This window comes from Acidovorax sp. GW821-FHT10E03 (assembly GCF_059415205.1).
Genome location: NZ_JBWKMU010000014.1, coordinates 157,716 through 174,718, shown reverse-complemented (window position 1 = coordinate 174,718; position 17,003 = coordinate 157,716). Strand labels below are relative to the sequence as shown.

Annotated in this window: 15 protein-coding genes; 7 read left to right on the top strand and 8 right to left on the bottom strand. The window is 69.1% G+C overall.

The genetic code is table 11. The annotated features are described in order from the left end of the window. Positions 1-54: 54 nt before the first annotated feature. A complete protein-coding gene (locus AC07OD_RS23505; protein WP_494598175.1) occupies positions 55-1,950 on the bottom strand; it encodes a propionate--CoA ligase in 1,896 nt (631 codons plus the stop codon). Positions 1,951-2,289: 339 nt separating this feature from the next. Here AC07OD_RS23505 and chrA point away from each other — a divergent pair, with 339 nt between their 5' ends. Further along, on the top strand, positions 2,290-3,666 hold the full coding sequence (chrA, locus tag AC07OD_RS23500; RefSeq protein ID WP_494598174.1) for a chromate efflux transporter: 1,377 nt from the start codon (positions 2,290-2,292) through the stop codon (positions 3,664-3,666). 118 nt (positions 3,667-3,784) lie between these two features. Here chrA and AC07OD_RS23495 read toward each other — a convergent pair whose 3' ends face one another. After that, a complete protein-coding gene (locus tag AC07OD_RS23495; RefSeq protein ID WP_218295058.1) occupies positions 3,785-4,390 on the bottom strand; it encodes an isochorismatase family protein in 606 nt (201 codons plus the stop codon). 74 nt (positions 4,391-4,464) lie between these two features. Continuing rightward, positions 4,465-5,604, bottom strand: coding sequence for a PQQ-dependent sugar dehydrogenase (locus AC07OD_RS23490; protein ID WP_494598173.1), 1,140 nt, complete (start codon positions 5,602-5,604; stop codon positions 4,465-4,467). A gap of 217 nt (positions 5,605-5,821) precedes the next feature. On the opposite strand from AC07OD_RS23490, the gene AC07OD_RS23485 reads away from it, so the two are divergent. Beyond that, on the top strand, positions 5,822-6,397 hold the full coding sequence (locus AC07OD_RS23485) for a C40 family peptidase (RefSeq protein WP_218295060.1): 576 nt from the start codon (positions 5,822-5,824) through the stop codon (positions 6,395-6,397). A gap of 54 nt (positions 6,398-6,451) precedes the next feature. Here AC07OD_RS23485 and AC07OD_RS23480 read toward each other — a convergent pair whose 3' ends face one another. Beyond that, positions 6,452-6,838, bottom strand: coding sequence for a hypothetical protein (locus tag AC07OD_RS23480; RefSeq protein ID WP_494598172.1), 387 nt, complete (start codon positions 6,836-6,838; stop codon positions 6,452-6,454). A 257-nt stretch (positions 6,839-7,095) separates the two neighbouring features. On the opposite strand from AC07OD_RS23480, the gene AC07OD_RS23475 reads away from it, so the two are divergent. Both AC07OD_RS23475 and AC07OD_RS23470 read left to right on the top strand, forming a co-directional pair. Continuing rightward, a complete protein-coding gene (locus AC07OD_RS23475; protein WP_218295062.1) occupies positions 7,096-7,347 on the top strand; it encodes a GlsB/YeaQ/YmgE family stress response membrane protein in 252 nt (83 codons plus the stop codon). An 80-nt stretch (positions 7,348-7,427) separates the two neighbouring features. Next, on the top strand, positions 7,428-7,928 hold the full coding sequence (locus AC07OD_RS23470; protein WP_218295063.1) for a hypothetical protein: 501 nt from the start codon (positions 7,428-7,430) through the stop codon (positions 7,926-7,928). 16 nt (positions 7,929-7,944) lie between these two features. Here AC07OD_RS23470 and AC07OD_RS23465 read toward each other — a convergent pair whose 3' ends face one another. From AC07OD_RS23465 to AC07OD_RS23455, 3 genes are all read right to left on the bottom strand, one after another. Further along, complete coding sequence (locus AC07OD_RS23465) at positions 7,945-9,654, bottom strand: tannase/feruloyl esterase family alpha/beta hydrolase (RefSeq protein WP_494598171.1); 1,710 nt, start codon at positions 9,652-9,654, stop codon at positions 7,945-7,947. Between the two features lie 187 nt (positions 9,655-9,841). Next, entirely contained in the window at positions 9,842-10,861 is a 1,020-nt protein-coding gene (locus AC07OD_RS23460; RefSeq protein WP_494598170.1) for a Bug family tripartite tricarboxylate transporter substrate binding protein, read from the bottom strand. 68 nt (positions 10,862-10,929) lie between these two features. Beyond that, positions 10,930-11,406 (bottom strand): DUF3237 domain-containing protein, encoded by a 477-nt coding sequence (locus AC07OD_RS23455; RefSeq protein WP_218295066.1) that lies wholly within the window; start codon positions 11,404-11,406, stop codon positions 10,930-10,932. Between the two features lie 147 nt (positions 11,407-11,553). Here AC07OD_RS23455 and AC07OD_RS23450 point away from each other — a divergent pair, with 147 nt between their 5' ends. Beyond that, the gene (locus AC07OD_RS23450) at positions 11,554-12,486 is read left to right on the top strand and encodes a helix-turn-helix transcriptional regulator (protein WP_492805233.1); all 933 of its coding nucleotides are present in this window, start codon (positions 11,554-11,556) and stop codon (positions 12,484-12,486) included. 26 nt (positions 12,487-12,512) lie between these two features. Here AC07OD_RS23450 and AC07OD_RS23445 read toward each other — a convergent pair whose 3' ends face one another. Continuing rightward, positions 12,513-12,956: an Lrp/AsnC family transcriptional regulator gene (locus AC07OD_RS23445; RefSeq protein ID WP_492805235.1), complete on the bottom strand. Its 444-nt coding sequence runs from the start codon at positions 12,954-12,956 to the stop codon at positions 12,513-12,515. A gap of 135 nt (positions 12,957-13,091) precedes the next feature. Between AC07OD_RS23445 and AC07OD_RS23440 the strand changes: the two genes are divergently transcribed. Both AC07OD_RS23440 and AC07OD_RS23435 read left to right on the top strand, forming a co-directional pair. Then, on the top strand, positions 13,092-14,000 hold the full coding sequence (locus AC07OD_RS23440; RefSeq protein ID WP_494598169.1) for a DMT family transporter: 909 nt from the start codon (positions 13,092-13,094) through the stop codon (positions 13,998-14,000). Positions 14,001-14,050: 50 nt separating this feature from the next. Further along, on the top strand, positions 14,051-16,894 hold the full coding sequence (locus AC07OD_RS23435; RefSeq protein ID WP_494598168.1) for a DEAD/DEAH box helicase: 2,844 nt from the start codon (positions 14,051-14,053) through the stop codon (positions 16,892-16,894). Positions 16,895-17,003: the final 109 nt, after the last annotated feature.

Below are 17,003 nucleotides of genomic sequence, written 5' to 3'. Positions count from 1 at the left end.
AACCCAGGCTCCGACAAGCTCAGCCCAAACAACCAGAAGCACCGTCGAGCCCGTTCACTCCCCCACCAGTTCCCGCACCTGCTGCAGCGCCGCCGGATCCTCCATCGTCGTCAGGTCCCCCGGATCCCTGCGCTCGGCCACCGCCTGCAACGCCCGCCGCAACAGCTTGCCGCTGCGCGTCTTGGGCAGCACGCTCACGAAGTACACGCGCGAGGGCCTCGCCACGGCACCCAGCTGGCTGTCCACCTGCTTCATGACCTCGCCCTCGAGCTTCAGGCGCGCGGCATCGGTGTCGAGTCCGCTCGCATCGCGGGCCACGGCAAAGGCCATGGCCACCTGGCCCTTGAGCGCATCCGCCACGCCCACCACGGCCACTTCGGCGATGTTGGGGTGCGCGGCAATGCTCTCCTCGATCTCGCGCGTGCCCAGGCGGTGGCCCGCGACGTTGATCACGTCGTCGGTACGGCCCAGGATGAAGTGGTAGCCATCGGCATCGCGGATGCCCCAGTCGAAGGTGCTGTAGATCAGCCGGCCAGGGATGCTCTTCCAGTAGGTGTTGACGAATCGCGCGTCGTCGCGCCACACGGTCTGCATGCAGCCGGGGGGCAGCGGGCCCTCGATGGCGACCACGCCCTTCTGGTTCTCGCCCGCCAGCTCCTGGCCCGTGGCTTCGTCGATGAGCTTCACGTCATAGCCGTACATCGCCTTGCCCGGGCTGCCGAAGCGCGTGGTTTGGGGTTCCACGCCATTGGCCAGCGTCAGGATGGGCCAGCCGGTTTCGGTCTGCCAGTAGTTGTCGATGATGGGCACCGAGAGCGCGTCGCTGATCCACTGGGCCGTGGGCTCATCGAGCGGCTCGCCGGCCAGCCACAGGGCCTTGAGGCTTTTCACGCTGTATCTGGCCAGGTAGGCAGGGTCCTGCTTCTTGAGCACCCGCACCGCCGTGGGCGCCGAGAACATGTGGGTGACCTGGTACTTCTCGACAATGCTCCACCACACGCCCGCGTCGGGGCGCGTGGGCAGGCCCTCATACATGATGGTGGTCATGCCCGCGATGAGCGGGCCGTAGATGATGTAGCTGTGCCCCACCACCCAGCCGATGTCGCTGGTCGCGAAATACACCTCCCCCGCCTTCGCGTCAAAGATGTGCTTCATGCTGGCCGCCAGCGCCACCGTGTAGCCACCGGTGTCGCGCTGCACGCCCTTCGGCTTGCCCGTGGTGCCGCTGGTGTAGAGCGTGTAGCTGGGGTGCGTGGACTCGACCCATTCGCAGGGGACCACGGTGGCCAGGTGTTTTTCGCGCAGCGGCGCCCAGTCGTGGTCGCGGCCGGGCTGCAGGTGCATCGGCGCCAGGCCCCGGTTGACCATGAGCACGGCGGCGGGCTTGTGCCTGGAGAGCGCGATGGCCTCGTCCAGCAGCGGCTTGTAGGGCACGACCTTGCCGCCGCGCGAGCCCGCATCGGCGCTGACCACGGCCACGGGTTCGGCGTCCTCGATGCGCGAGGCCAGCGAGCCCGAGGCAAAACCGCCAAACACCACCGAATGCAGCGCGCCAATGCGCACGCAGGCGAGCATGGCGAACGCCGCCTCGGCGATCATGGGCATGTAGATGAGCACGCGGTCGCCCTTCTTCACGCCCAGCGACAGCAGCACGGCCGCCATGCGCTGCACCTCGGCGTGCAGCTCGGCAAAGCTGTAGCTGCGCTCGGTGCCGGTTTCGGTGGAGATGGCCACCAGCGCGGGCTGGCTGGCGCGCGTGGCGAGGTGGCGGTCGACCGCGTTGTGGCACAGGTTGGTGGTGCCGCCCACGAACCACCGGGCAAACGGCGGGTTGCTGTAGTCGCACACCTGCTGGGGCGGGGTCTGCCAGTCGATCAGCAGGGCCTGCTCGGCCCAGAAGGCGTCGCGGTGATCAATGGACTGGCGGTAGAAATCGGCGTAGCGGCTCATCGTGGTGTCTCCTCGGCATCTCTTCCGGCCCGCCTGGATGGCAGGTTTTGAATTCATAATTATTCATGACGGGCTTGCGGCAAACTGACGCAACCGGCAGGGAACACCGCGCCACGCCCTGTGCACCCTCCCATCCAGGCCCCTCCCATCCGCTGTGCGCAGGGGTCAGGGCGCAGGAAGAACCCCTCGGCGGCAGGGACGGCGCGCCACCGAATGGCGGCGCGGAAACAACGGTGGGCCCCGGACCGTCATGGGTTGGGCGGATACTCGCGCGCTGCATGCATTCGCGCATGCAGCGCGCAACCCCCATCGAGACGTCCCGCCCAGAACTTTCATGCCATGACCTCCGCGCACCCTGCCCCGCCGCCGGACGAGACGGCCGCCACCAGCCCTGCCCCGGTTCCTTTCGCCGAGGCTTTCCGCTTCTGGCTCAAGCTGGGCTTCATCAGCTTTGGCGGGCCCGCCGGACAGATCGCGATCATGCACACCGAACTGGTGGAGCGGCGGCGCTGGATCAGCGAACAGCGCTTTCTGCACGCGCTCAACTACTGCATGCTGCTGCCCGGCCCCGAGGCCCAGCAGCTGGCGACCTACATCGGCTGGCTCATGCACCGCACCTGGGGCGGTATCGTGGCGGGTGCGCTGTTCGTGCTGCCCTCGCTGTTCATTCTGGTGGCGCTGTCGTGGGTGTACCTGCGTTTTGGCGATGTGCCGGCGGTGGCGGGCGTCTTCTATGGCATCAAGCCCGCCGTGACGGCGCTGGTGCTGCATGCCGCACACCGCATCGGCACCCGCGCGCTCAGGAACCGGTGGATGTGGGGCATCGCGGCTGCGTCCTTCGTGGCGATTTTTGCGTTCCACGCCCCCTTCCCCGCCATCGTCCTGGCGGCGGGCCTCATCGGCCACTTCGGTGCCCGGCGCTGGCCGGCGGTGTTCGCCCTGGGGGGCGGGCATGCGGGCGCGGCCAGGGGCTACGGCCCGGCCCTGATCGACGACGACACCCCGACGCCGGCGCACGCCCGCTTCTCGCGCGGCCACCTGGCCAGGGTGCTGGGGGCGGGCCTGGCCCTGTGGCTGGCGGCCATGGCGGTGCTGGTGGCCACGCAGGGCTGGGAAGGCACGCTCACCCAGATGGGCTGGTTCTTCACCAAGGCCGCGCTGCTGACGTTTGGCGGCGCCTACGCCGTGCTGCCCTATGTGTACCAGGGCGCGGTCGAGTACTACCAGTGGCTCAATGGCCCGCAGATGATCGATGGCCTGGCGCTGGGCGAGACCACTCCGGGTCCGCTCATCATGGTGGTGGCCTTCGTCGGTTTCGTGGGAGGCTGGCTGCAGCAGGTGTGGGGGCCCGATGCGCTGTTCGCGGGCGCGGCGGCTGCGGCCGTGGTGGTGACCTTCGTCACCTTCCTGCCATCGTTCATCTTCATCCTGGCCGGCGGCCCGATGGTGGAGGCCACCCATGGCAGGCTGGGCTTCACCGCGCCGCTGTCCGCCATCACCGCCGCCGTGGTGGGCGTGATCCTGAACCTGGCGCTGTTCTTTGCCTACCACCTGCTGTGGCCCCAGGGCTTTGGCGGCGCGTTCGATGCGATCTCTGCCGTGATTGCCCTGGGAGCGGGGGTGGCGTTGTTCCGCTTCAAGGCCGGCGTGCTGCCATTGCTCGGCGGCTGCGCGGCGGTCGGGCTCGCGGTGACACTTCTCAAGCCGTGGCAGTGACCTGAGCCCATGGGAGGCTGGCGCGCCCCCGGCTTCGGCGCCGCTGATTTGCTATGTTTTTTATAGCTTCCGGCGCGTGAAGGGAAAGTGCCAGCGCCCCAAAAGGCCTGATGCCGGGCTACTTGATCAGACCGAGCACATCCTTGAAGGCCGGGTGCTCGCAGCTGCCCAGCCATTCAAACGCCACCATCTCGGTCGTCACCAGTTCCGCCCCCGCGCCGGCCAGGCGGTCGAAGGCCGCGTCGCGGTTGCGCTCCGTGCGCGAGCCGCAGGCATCGGTCACGACCCAGACCTCGAATTCGTCGTCGATCAGGTCCAGCGCGGTCTGCAGCAGGCAGACGTGCGCCTCGCACCCGGCGATGACGATGGTGCCGCGCTCGGCGCCTTGTGCGGTGGCGGGTTTCTGCAGGTGCTTGGGCAGGCTGCGCGCGTTGCCGCCCTGGGGCTTCGCGGGCGGGCGCAGCCATTCGCCCAGGCCTTCCTCGGCCGCGCTGAAATGCATCTTGGCCAGGGTTTTCTGGCACAGGGCGCGCAGCGCGGCATCATTGGCGCCCAGGCGTGAGGGATTCTGCTCCGTGCCCCACACGGGCACCTCCAGCATGCGCGCGATCTCGGCCAGGCGGCGGGCATTGGCCAGCACGGCAGGGCCCTCGAAGATCGCGGGCATCAGGCGCTCCTGGTAGTCGACCAGGACGAGTTGGGATTCAGTGGCGTCAAGCAGCATGGTGTGGACCGCTCCGGGCGGCCGGATTCTCTGGAAGTGGGGCATTGTCGCAGCCCCGCCGGCGCGCCCGCCGATCAGGAGGGCTGCAGGCGCAGCAGCTGGCCCTGCGGGCTGTCGGTCAGCAGGTAGATCAGGCCGTCTGGCCCCTGGCGCACGTCGCGGATGCGTTCGCCCTGGCCCTGCAGCAGCTTTTCCTCGCGCAAGACCTTGCCCGGGGCGACTTCCAGCCGGTGCAGGGTGCCGAACTTGAGAGACCCCACGAACAGGCTGCCCTGCCACGCCGCGCCGTAGCGCGCGCTGGTGAGGAACGCCATGCCCGAGGGCGCAATCGACGGCACCCAGTAGTGCAGCGGCTGCTCCATGCCCGCCTTGGCCGTGCCTTCACCCATCTTGCCGCCCCCGTAGTTCTCGCCGTAGGTGATCACGGGCCAGCCGTAGTTGCGGCCGGGCCGGGGCAGGTTGATCTCATCGCCCCCCTGGGGGCCGTGCTCGTGCATCCACAGCTGGCCGTCAGGGCCCAGGGTGGCGCCCTGGGGATTGCGGTGGCCGTAGCTCCAGATCTCCGGCAAGGCGCCCGCGCGCTGGCGAAACGGGTTGTCGGCCGGCACCGCGCCGTCCGGGGTGATGCGCACGATCTTGCCGTGGTGGTTGTCGAGCCTTTGCGCATCGTCCTTGCGCTGGTAGCGCTCGCCCAGCGCCAGGAACAGGTTGCCGTCCGCCGCCTGCACGATGCGGCAGCCGAAATGCTGGGCGCTGTCCACCTTGGGCTGCTGGCTGAAGAGGACCTTGACCTCCTGCAGGCTGCGCGCATCCGCGGACAGCGTGGCCCGTGCCAGCGCCGTGCTGTTGCCGGACGCGCCACCCGGGGCGGGCTCCGAAAAGCAGAAGAAGATGCGGCGGTTGCGGGCGAAGTCGGCATCGGTCACCACGTCCAGCAAGCCGCCCTGCCCGCCCGCGGCGACGGCCGGCACGCCCGCCAGCGCGGGCCCCACCTGCCCGCCCGCGCTGACCACCCGCATCCGGCCCCGCCGCTCGGTGACGAGAAACTGCCCTTCGGGCAGGAAGGCCACGGCCCAGGGGTGTTCCAGCCCCCGTGCCACGGTTGCCACGGACACGCCCGGCGGCGTGCCCTGGGCGGAAACACCGCCATGGTGGGCGCCCGCCACGGCCCAAAGCGCCGCCAGGCACGCCCGCGCGGCCCGCGAAAGGGGCATTTTCCGTGTCCATTCCATCTCGTGGCGCTCCTGAAAAAGTTGAACACCAACCCCCAGAGCCGCCGCCCGGCCAGGCCTGGCACGGCGGCCCTCCACGGCGGTGCAGCCGAGGATTCCCTCCTGTAAATCCCTGTTCGGGATTTACTTGAACGAAATCAACAGCTTGCACAGGTGATTATTTTTGATAAGTAAGCATACCGTGGTACCCTTCGCCCCCATGTCCCGATGGCTTTGCACCCTCCTCCTGGTCTGCGCAACCTCTGCCCAGGCTGCGCCGCAAGCGGCAAACCCCGACGATATGGACCGGTTCATCACCGACAAAGGCCTGCTCACGCGGCTGGAGGACGTGAGCCACCGGGTGGCCGACAAGGCCCATACGGTGGCGGACCGCGCGTCCGGGCTCGTGGTGAACGCCATGGGATTCCTGGGCGTACCGTACAAGCGGGGCGGAAACAGCGCGGAAACCGGCTTCGACTGCAGCGGCTTCGTGCGGGCCATGTACGAGCAGACCGTGGGCCTGCTGCTACCCCGCCGGGCCGACCAGCAGGCTGCCGCCACCCAGGTCATTGACAAGAAGGAACTTCAGCCCGGGGATCTGGTGTTCTTCAACACCATGCGCCGCAACTTCAGCCATGTGGGCATCTACGTGGGGGACAACAAGTTCATCCACGCTCCCCGCAGCGGCGCCGAAATCCGCGTGGAAGACATGGGCGTGGCTTACTGGGCACGTCGCTTCAACGGCGCCCGCCGCGTCGCGGGCTCGGGCAGCGACGACCTCGCGCAAGCCAAATAGCAACCACGCCGCTCGCCCGGCCAGGATGTCCCCTCGCAGGCGCCCTGCCTGCGGCTAGCGTTTGATCTCGTACACCGTCTCGGTGCTGCGGATCGGTCCCCCCACCACATTCTCCGGGCCTATCGACGGGTCGCGCAGCATGGCCTTGGCCTTGGCCATGTCTGCCTGGTACGTGGCGCGTGCCTGGGATTCGCAGCTGCGGCGGTCCGCCGAGGGCATGGCCCGGCATTCCTCCAGGCTCACCTTCAACCCACCGCCGGCTTCGCGGATGGCGGTCTGGTAGCGCTGCTGGGGCGTGGTGTCCGGTACCGCGCCGCGGGACAGCGAGGCCTCGTCGCCACTTTGGGCCGCGGCGGTCGTGGGCCCCGCCAATGCCGCCCCCAGAGCGAGCACCGCCACAAACACCAGGGGGAAGGAACGGGTCTTGAAATTTGTTGTCATCGGTCTTCCTTTCAGTGGAGACGCTTCACTGTACGGCGCCGCCGGTCCCGCAGGCGGCAAGTACCCGCCGCGCCGTGGTGTCGGACGGGACCCACAGCCGGCCCCTTCATGACGCCGGACCTCGCTTTCCACCCTCACCCGTGTCGGGAACGCGCGCCCCGCAATGGGACGCGCACAGTGCGCGTTGTCCGACAAGCTGGCGGCGCGCGCGCTCCTTAGAGTGGGCAGATCGCGTCGCAGCATGCAGGGGAAACATCATGGGAACATTGCTAGGAACATTGCTGGTGGGTTTGATGGTCGGGCTTCTGGCCCGTGCCCTGAAACCCGGGGAGGACAAACTCGGATGGATATTGACCGCGCTGCTGGGGGTGGCGGGCTCGTTTCTCGCCACCTATCTGGGTTTGGCGATGGGCTGGTATGCACAAGGGGAAGCCGCTGGCTGGATCGCGTCGGTCGTGGGGGCCATGCTGCTTCTGGCCGCGTTCACCCTCGTCAAGGGAAAAACCTGAAACGGCCGCTGAAGAATCTCCTTGCGCGGCCTCGGGCGTTGCCCTTTGCCAACCACCACCGCATCAGGTACAACCCGCCCATGCCCACTTCCTTGCAAATGGCGGCCGGCAACGCGGCCCTCACCGCTGCCGTGCAGCGCAGCCGCAAATTGCTGCATCGGCGCGCATTGGTCGCGGCGGCCGCCAGTTCCCTGCCCGTGCCAGGGCTCGACTGGGCCGTGGACGCGGCGCTGCTGTCCCGCCTGCTTCCGCAGATCAACGCCGAGTTCGGCCTGTCCGCGCAGCAGATCGACCAGCTCGATCCGCACAAGCGCGAGCAGGTGCAGAAGGCCGTGGCCCTCGTGGGCTCCGTGCTGATCGGCAAGCTGGTGACGCGCGAGCTGGTCATCCGGGCCACTCAGACCGTGGGCGTGCGCCTGACCGCCAAGCAGGCGGCGAAGTACGTGCCGCTGGCGGGCCAGGCGGTGGCCGCGGGCATCGGCTATGCCACGCTGCGCTACCTGGGCGAGCAGCACCTGCGCGACTGCGTGCGCGTGGTGCGGGAGGTCGGCCTGCAGCTGCCCGCCCCCGCCCGCACCTAGCGTGGCCTGACCTCGCTTACTCCGCCGCGCAGACGAAGCTGCTGGCATCCTCCACGCTGCCCGTGCCCTTGTATTTGGCGAACTTCGGGTAGGCACACAAGGGCCGTGTGCGATTGGGCATGTCGCTGCTGGCAGGCAGTGCCTTGGCGGCAAGGGTCTCGGGTGCCACGCCCTTCTCCACCCAGTCCACCATGGCCTGGATCGAATCGAAATTGTCCGTGGCCGGGCCGCCCGAGCAGTGGTTCATGCCGGGCACCAGGAAGGTGCGCGCGAAACCCTGCGTGGCCGCGATACCTCCGTGGTGGGACGCCAGGCGCTCGTAGTAGTCCAGGGTGTCCAGCGCCGAGAAGATCGGGTCGGACATGCCATGGATGAACAGCATCTTGCCGCCGCGCTGCTTGAACGCGGCGAGCTTGTCGTCGCGGTACGTGTCGTAGATGGCCGAGTAGGCCTCCATGCGCGCGGGGTCGGTGTCGAAGTTGAACGTCAGCGGGTTGAACGTGAGGTCCGGCGGGGTGAGGAATTCGTTGACCAGAGCGTCCACCATCAGCGTGATGTAGCGCGCATCCGGCGTGGCGGTGGTGGAGCTGCCCAGCGTCCAGCTGCGCCAGCCCGGGGCGGCCAGGCCCGGGTCCCACGGCTGGCCCGCATACAGCGCCTGGCCGGCCGAGTTGCGCGGGCCCGCGAACACGCTCTTGAGCGCCCCGACCTGGGCGCTGCTCAGGCAGTCGGCCTGCTTGCCGCCGCGGCACTGGAGCACGGCGGGGTCGAACTGGCAGGCCTTGACGTTGTTCACCATGCCGTCGGCCACGCCATCGGCGGCATCGCACGACGCCTTCACGCCGTTGGCCACCAGCTGGAGGTCGGCATTGCTGAAGGCCTGCGACAGGATGCGCTTGCCCGCCGCGTCCTGCGGGGCGATGGCGTTGAACTGAATGGTGTTCCACATCGCCGCCACCGTGGCGCCGCTCGACACGCGCATGGCGGGCGCGCCGGCGGTGATGGCGTCGAAGTAGTCCGGGAACCGCTGCGAGAACATCATGCCCTGGCGCCCGCCGCCCGAGCAGCCCGAGAAGTACGAATGGTCGGGCCTGCGGCCATACAGGGTCGAGATCAGCGACTTGGCGGCCACGGCCGTCTTGTCGTAGGAGTTGTAGGCATGGTCGATGCGCGCCTGCGGGTCCGCCCCGAAGCTGGCCGACGTGCCGCTGTGCCCCGCGTCGGTGGAGACCACCGCGAAGCCCTGCCCCAGCGGCGACGGCGTGCCGCCCGAGATGCTGGAGCTGAGGGAGGTGTCGCGCAGGATGCCGTCATTGCCGCCACCACCGATGAACAGGAAACGCCCGTTCCATTGGTCCGGCAGGCTCAGCTGGAAGCCGATGGCGTAGTTCTTGCCATCGACGCCCACGCGGGGGTTGATGCTGCCCGTGACCACGCAGTGGCCGGGCAGGAAGGCGCCGGTGCTGGCGCCGCCCGGCCGCCTGGTGTCCGCCGCCACGTAGCTCGCCGTGAGCGTGGTGGCCGCGAGGCCCGCCTGGCTGGGCAGCGCAGCGCAGGCCGCCGCCGGGGTGGCGGGCTGGGCCGATGCATCGCCATTGCCGCCGCCGCAGGCCGCCATCAACAAGGGCATGGCAAGCGCGGCGGGGACGACCTGGCGGCGCAGCCGGGATGGGCGCGCGGCCGTGGAGGCGGGTGGCAGGGCCCGCGAGGCATGGGCAAAAGGCATGGCGTATGTCTCCTGAGGTGGTGGGTGGGGTGTTTGTGCTGTGTGGCGCCGGGGATGCAGGGCGCAGCGCTGACAGGGCGCGGCTGCGCCGTGGCGCCGGCCGCCCGCGTGCGCAGGTGCAGGAGTGCTGGAGGTGGCCTGGGTGGGGCCTGAGCGGCGTCAACCGCTCTGCCGCGCTGTCAGCCCATCAATCCGCCTTGAAGCCCGTGGCGGCCACGGCCTTGCCCCAGGTGACCGTGTCGGCGGCGATGGTGCGGGCAAAGTCCTGCTGGCTCGTGCCCGTCACGCGGAAACCCGCCTCCTCCATCTTGGCCCGGCCCTCGGGCGACTGCACGGCCTTGACGATGTCGGCGTTGAGCCTGGCGATGATCTCCGGCGGCGTCTTGGCGGGTGCCACGATGCCGAACCACGAGGAGAACTCCAGGTTGGCGTAGCCCTGCTCCTTGATGGTGGGCACGTCCGGCAGCGTGTTGGTGCGGGTGGCGCCGGTGGTGCCCAGCGCGGCCAGCTTGCCGGCCTTCACGTTGGGGGCGGCCAGGCCCACGCTGGCGAACACGCCCTGCACGTCGCCGCTGAACAGGCCGCCCAGCGCATCGGCCGTGTTCTTGTAGTGCACCGGCTCGGGCTTGAGCTTGACCGCATCGCCGAACATGAAGGCGCCAAAGTGGCCGGGCGTGCCCGCGCCGAAGGTGGCCAGGAACAGGCCCTTTTGCTGCTTGGTCCAGTCCACGAACTCCTTCACGTTGCGCGCCGGCACCTTTTGCGGGTTGACCAGCAGCACGAAGTCGGAGGTGACCACCTGGCTAACAGCCGTGAAGTCCTTGGCCGGGTCGTAGGGCAGCTTGTTGTAGCTGCTGGGTGCAATGCTGAGCTGGCCCGTTTCGCCCAGCATCAGCGTGTACCCGTCAGGCGCGGCGCGCGCGGCTTCGCTGGCGGCGATCAGCCCGCCCGCGCCGGGCTTGTTGTCCACGATCACGCCCGCGTTGCCCCAGCCTTCGGACAACTTTTGCGCCAGCAGGCGCGCCACGATGTCCGGCCCCGTGCCCGCCGGAAAGCCCACGATGATGCGCACGGGCTTGCTGGGGTACGTGGCTGCCCCCTGCGCCTGGGCGCCGGCCCAGGGCATCAGCCCTGCGAGCATGGCGGCGGCCAGAAGGGCGCGGCGTGGCGTGGCGATGAAAGAGGTGGGCTTGGCGGTGGTCTTCATGGATGTCTCCAGGGTTCTTGTACGTTGGGAAGATTCAAAAATTCAGAAATTGCCCGGGGTGCCGGGCGCTAGCGCAGCTCAAAAAAGCGCATGGCCACCGCATCCGGGTAGCGCGCGCCGGTGCCGACGAACATGCGCTCGGCGATCCAGGCCAGCGCCGGGGACGCGGTCTCGAAGCTCGGGCTGCAGCGGAAATAGACTTGCGCCGGGTCCACCGCCTCGCCGCGCACCAGGCGGGCGATCAGCTCGGCCGGGCCGGAGCGCACGGCCCGGTTTTGTACGTAGATGAGATCGCCACCATCGGTTTCGAGCACGTAGCGGGCGTCCAGCTCCGACAGCCGGTCGTTCACGATGAGCTGGAAGTCCGCACCGCCGGGCAGCACCCGTGCGCGCCAGCCGTCGCCAGAGGCGCTGCCGCCCAGGATGGGAATCAGCCGGCGCAGCCCGTGCACGGTGTGGCCCACCTCCTGGGGGGTGCCGACCTCCACGCGCAGGTCGGCAAAAAATCTGAATTGCGGGTCGGGCAAGGGGATGAGGTCAGGCATGGGACCTAGCGTAAGTCCCGTTGCCACCCAAGCCTGTCATCCCAGAGGATGACGGGATAACCCGGGCTTTCGGCAACGGAATCGGGGGCGTTTTCAGCGCACACTCCACGCTTTCGGCAACGAACACTCCAATTTCCGACTTTTCCCATGCGGCAGTGGCTCCCCCCTTCCCTGCAGAAAGCACCCGGCCGGCAGGTGCTGCAAAACCCCGCCAGCGAGACCCTGGCGAGCATGGTCCACCGCCTGGGCGGCAACGGCTTTGCCAAGGGGCTTCTGCAGGACCTGGAGCCCGTGCTGCCTGCAGCCTCGTGGTCGGTGTACCGGACGGGCCACCGCTGCAAGCCCACGCTGTTCATGTCGGCCAGCCGGGGCGTGCCCGACACCACGCAGGATTGCTGGTGGGCGTACCTCTCGGGCCCCTACCGCAGCGATAGCACCTGGGGCCGGGCTTTTGATGAAGCACCGTTTGCCCAGCCCGAGACGCGGCTGTGCCACGTCACGGCCACCGAGGTGGAGGGCGAACACCGTGCCCGGGTGTATGAGGCCCACGGCGTGGCCGAGCGCGTGTCGGTGGTCGAATACGAAAGCGATGGCTCGGTGTTCGCCGTCAACTTCTACCGCCACCAGCACCAGCGGGCGTTCAGCGACCGGCAGATCGGCGCGTTCGAGTCCGTGGCGCCCGTGCTGCTGGCCCTCACGCGCAAACACATTGTTCTGTCGCACCCGTTTCCACCCACAGCCACGGCTGCCTGGCGAACAGAGGACAGCCGCCCAGGCCCGGCAACGTTGACCGTGAATACATCGGGCGCCCCCGCACTCCTGCCAGCCGGCGCCGCACTCGCCCCGCTGGCCGCCGATGGGCTGCCGGTGCTGCGCATGCGCCTGGTGCGCCTGCAGGCCGAGCTGACCGACCGCGAACTGGACGTGTGTGCCCGGCTGCTGCAGGGCATGACGCACGAGGGCATCGCCAGCGACCTGGGCCTGAGCGTGCCCACCGTCAAGACCTACCGCAACCGCGCCTTCGCGCGCCTGGGCATCCACTTTCGCAACGAGCTGTTTGCGCGGGTGCTGGGCGGATAGAAAGGGCCTCCCCCGCTCTCAAAATCTCAGACGCCCGGCGACCATGGCGGTGGCCGCCGCCGGATGGTCTGCGCCTTCACGATGGCCGTGCTCGTCTGCGCCTTGTCGGCAATGCGGTCCAGCACGCCGTCGAGCTGCTCGATGGAACGCACATACACCCGGGCGACAAAGCAGTCGTCGCCGGTGACCTTGTCGCACTCGCAGAACTCCGGCGTCTCCTGGATCAACTTCTCCACCGCCGCCAGCTGGCCCGGCAGCGGCTTGATGCGCACGATGGCCTGCAGCTGATAGCCCAGCGCGCGCGGTTCGATGTCCACCGTGAACGCGCGGACCACCCCGCGCTCTTCCAGCCGCCGCAGCCGCTCGGACACGCTGGGTGACGACAGCCCCACGCGTTCGCCCAGCACCTTGAGCGAAGTCCGGGAGTCCTGGTGCAGCACGGTCATGATGGCCTGGTCGATGGAATCCATGGCAAGCAGCTCCTCAGAATCAATGGTTGCCTCAGATTATGAGGATTTATTGAGCAGATGCCTTTTTTCATCCATTCCACGCACGGGCCCGTTTTCCTATAGTCATTCCATCAACTCACGGATGGAATGACACCCATGGACAAGAAAACCCAAGGCACGCTGGAGATGGGCACCGCCATGGCGATCTCCGGCACGATCGGCTGGTTTGTCGTGGAATCCGGCCTGCCGGCACTGAACGTGGTGTTCTGGCGCTGCGCCTTCGGCGCGGCCACGCTGGCGGCCGTGTGCGCCGCCATGGGCCTGCTGCGCGGCGTGTTGACCTGGCGCACGGCAGCGTGGGCGGCCCTGGGGGGCGTGGCCATCGTCACCAACTGGCTCCTGCTGTTTGGGGCGTATTCGCATGCTTCCATTTCGATCGCCACGGCGGTCTACAACACCCAGCCCTTCATGCTGGTGGTGTTTGGCGCCCTGCTCTTTGGCGAGCGCATCACCCCGGCCAAGCTCGGCTGGCTGGCCCTGGCATTCGGCGGCATGCTGCTCATCGTGCAGGCCCGACCCGGCGCGAGCCAGGGCGGCACGCACTACGCGCTGGGCATCGTCATGGCACTGGGGGCCGCCTTCTTCTGGGCGGTGGCCTCGGTGGTCGCCAAGCGGCTCACCGGCACGCCGCCCCACCTCATCGCCCTGGTCCAGGTCTGCGTGGGCGTGCTCCTGCTGGCGCCGTTTGCCAACCTGGGCACGCCACCGCAGGATGCCCGCACCTGGCTGCTACTGGTCACGGTGGGCGTGGTGCACACGGGCCTCATGTACATCCTGCTGTACGGCGCCGTGCAGAAGCTGCCCACCTACCTGCAGGGCGCACTGTCCTTCATCTATCCGGTGGTGGCGATTGGCGTGGACTTCGCCGCGTTTGGCCACCGCCTGCAGCCGGCCCAGTGGCTGGGAGCTGTCGCCATCCTGCTCGCCGCGGCCGCGATGCACCTGCAGGGCAGCCGGCCCCGGGCGACCACCACACCGCAGGCGGCGGCACAAGGCGCCAAATAGCGCCGCATCCCGCCAGGCCCAGCCCATGGGCACGGCACAATCACCGGCCAGTGACACACCCCGGTGACCTCCCTTCTCCCGCCGAGCCGCCCGCGCCGCCGCGATCCGACCGCCAGGCGGTGATCGCCGCCTGGGTGGCCGCCCTGCGCCGCCAGGCCGATGCAGCGGCACTGAAGGCCCTGCCCCCGCTGACGGACGCCGAGGCCGCGCGCGTGATGGCGCTGATGCGGGGCGACGAGACCGGCACGGAGACCGCCACGCCGCCCGCCGGGCGCACCGCGCCACCGCCCGGCATCGCCACCGGGCACTTCCGCCCGCGCATCACGCTGATGACGCTGGGCCGGGGCGACGGCCTGCTGGGCCTCAAGCCCCAGGGCAAGATGGGGCCGCGCGGCGACAGCGTGACGCTGGCCCAGATCGACTGGACCTACCGCACCGACGACACACTCCCAGGCGCCATCGCCTGGCAGGCGCCTGCGCCCACGTCCATCCTCAACTCGCGCCCCGCCCCGCTGCAGGACCTGTACGACACCGGCGGCCCCGTGGTGCGCATGCAGCGCGACGTGGCGGCCGAGTCGGACGCCATGGACCTCGTGTGGGATCTGGGCCTGTTGCCCGTGGACGCACGCTCGCTGCAATGGCGAAACCGCGATGCCGCCGCCAGCCTGGGCCCGCTGTGGACGCTGGCGCAGGAGGCCTTCTTTGGCGACTTCTGGGCCGAGCAGATCCCCCAACTCCGCGCCAGAGGCTGGAGCGTGGTGGTGCAACCGGGCTTCGCGCACGAGAGCGTGCCCGTGTTGCGCTGGAAGCTGCACATCGCCCCTGACACCGGCGAGCTGCTGGGCAAGGAAGTGGACGGCCCGCTGGCCCCGCGCGAACGCCCCGTGCAGAAACTGCAGCTGCCTGAGCGCGAAGGCGCCTGGCTGCTCAGCCTGGGCATCGAGATCGACGGCGAAACGCTGGACCTGGCCCCCATGCTGGCCGACCTGCTGCGCCGCGACGCGCGCTGGCTCAATGCCCGGCAGATGGGCTCCATTGACGACATGGCCATCATTTCGCTGCGCGCCCCGGGCGGCAAACGCATCGACGCGCCCGCCGGCCCGCTCAAGGCCATCGTGGGGGCCATGGTCGACCTGCTGACCGACCCGACCCGCAACCAGCGCAAGGACGGCGACCCGCTGCACCTGGGTGCGTGGGAGGCCCGCCGCATCGAGGCCCTGCGCGCCGGGCTGGTGCTGGCCCACCGCGTGGGCACGGTCAATGGCTGGAACAACGACTGGCAACTGCAGGGCGACGTGGGCCTGGCCCAGCTCGCCAAGCGGTTGCGCACCATCGGCGCCCCGCAAGCGGTGGCTGCACCGCAAGGCCTGCAGGTGCAACTGCGTCCCTATCAACTGGAAGGCCTGGCCTGGCTGCAGTACCTGCGCGCCCAGGGCCTGGGCGGCATCCTGGCCGACGACATGGGCCTGGGCAAGACCGCGCAGGCGCTGGCCCACGTGCTGGCCGAGAAGGAGGCCGGGCGCCTCACCCGCCCCGCCCTGGTGGTGCTGCCCACCTCGCTGCTCTTCAACTGGCAGGCCGAGGCCGCCCGCATGGCACCCGGCCTGCGCGTGCTGGCGCTGCATGGCGCCAGCCGAGGCCAGCGCTATCTGCAGATGGCCGACCACGACCTGGTGCTGACCACCTACCCGCTACTCTGGCGCGACGTGGAGGCGCTGGCCGCCCAGCCGTTCCACCTGCTCATCCTGGACGAAGCACAGATGGTGAAAAACGCCGGCAGCCGCAGCGCCCGCGCCCTGCGCCAGCTGCAGGCCCCGCACCTGCTGTGCCTGACGGGCACGCCGCTCGAAAACCACCTGGGCGAGCTGTGGGCCCAGTTCGACTTCCTGATGCCCGGCTTTCTGGGCGATGTGCGCAGCTTCAACGCCCGCTGGCGCAAGCCCATCGAGGAAAACGGCGAAACCCTGCGCGCCCAGCTCCTGTCGCAGCGCGTGCGCCCGTTCATCCTGCGCCGCCGCAAGCAGGACGTGGCCACTGAGCTGCCGCCACGCACCGAGGTCATCCAGCGCGTGCAGTTGCAAGGCAGGCAGCGCGAGCTGTACGAGGCCGTGCGCACCACGGCCGACAAGCAGGTGCGCCGCGCGCTCGAGCGCCAGAGCTTCGACGGCGCGCAGATCACCATCCTCGACGCCCTGCTCAAGCTGCGCCAGGTCTGCTGCGACCCCAGATTGGTCAAAGGCACCACAAAAACGGCGCAGACGATGGAGCGCGCCAAGCTCGAACTACTGGCCGACATGCTGCCCGCCCTGGTCGACGAAGGGCGCCGCGTGCTGGTGTTCTCCCAATTCACCGAAATGCTCGCGCTGGCGGCCGAGCTGCTCGACACCCTGGCCCTGCCCTACCTCACCCTCACGGGCCAGACACCGCCCCGCCAGCGTGGCGCGGTGGTGCGGCGGTTCCAGGCACGGGACGAGGCCAGCGCCCCCATCCTGCTCGTCAGCCTCAAGGCCGGGGGCCTCGGCCTGAACCTCACCGCCGCCGACACCGTGATTCATCTCGACCCCTGGTGGAACCCCGCCGTGGAAGAGCAGGCCACCGCCCGCGCCCACCGCATCGGGCAGGACCAGCCGGTGTTTGTCTACAAGCTGGTGGTGGAAGGCAGCATCGAAGAACGCATGCTGGAACTGCAGGCCCGCAAGGCCGCGCTGGCCCAGGGCGTGCTGGGCCACGACGCCGAGGGCGCCGTCAAGTTCAGCGAGGCCGACCTGCACGCCCTGCTGGCGCCCCTTTCCGAACCAGCCAACAACCCGCTGGGCATTCCGGGCGAGGACGCGCTGCGCTGGGGCGGCACGGGCAAACGGCGCCCCCGGCCGCTGCAGCCGCCCGAGGCTTGAAGGTTTTTGGTCGTCAGCGCTTGCCCAGCAAGCGCCAGCAGCTATCAAATTGAAAGCAGTCCGGGCCCTGTGCCTGCCTGCCCCGAAAAGTGCAGAATTCAAAAGCAAG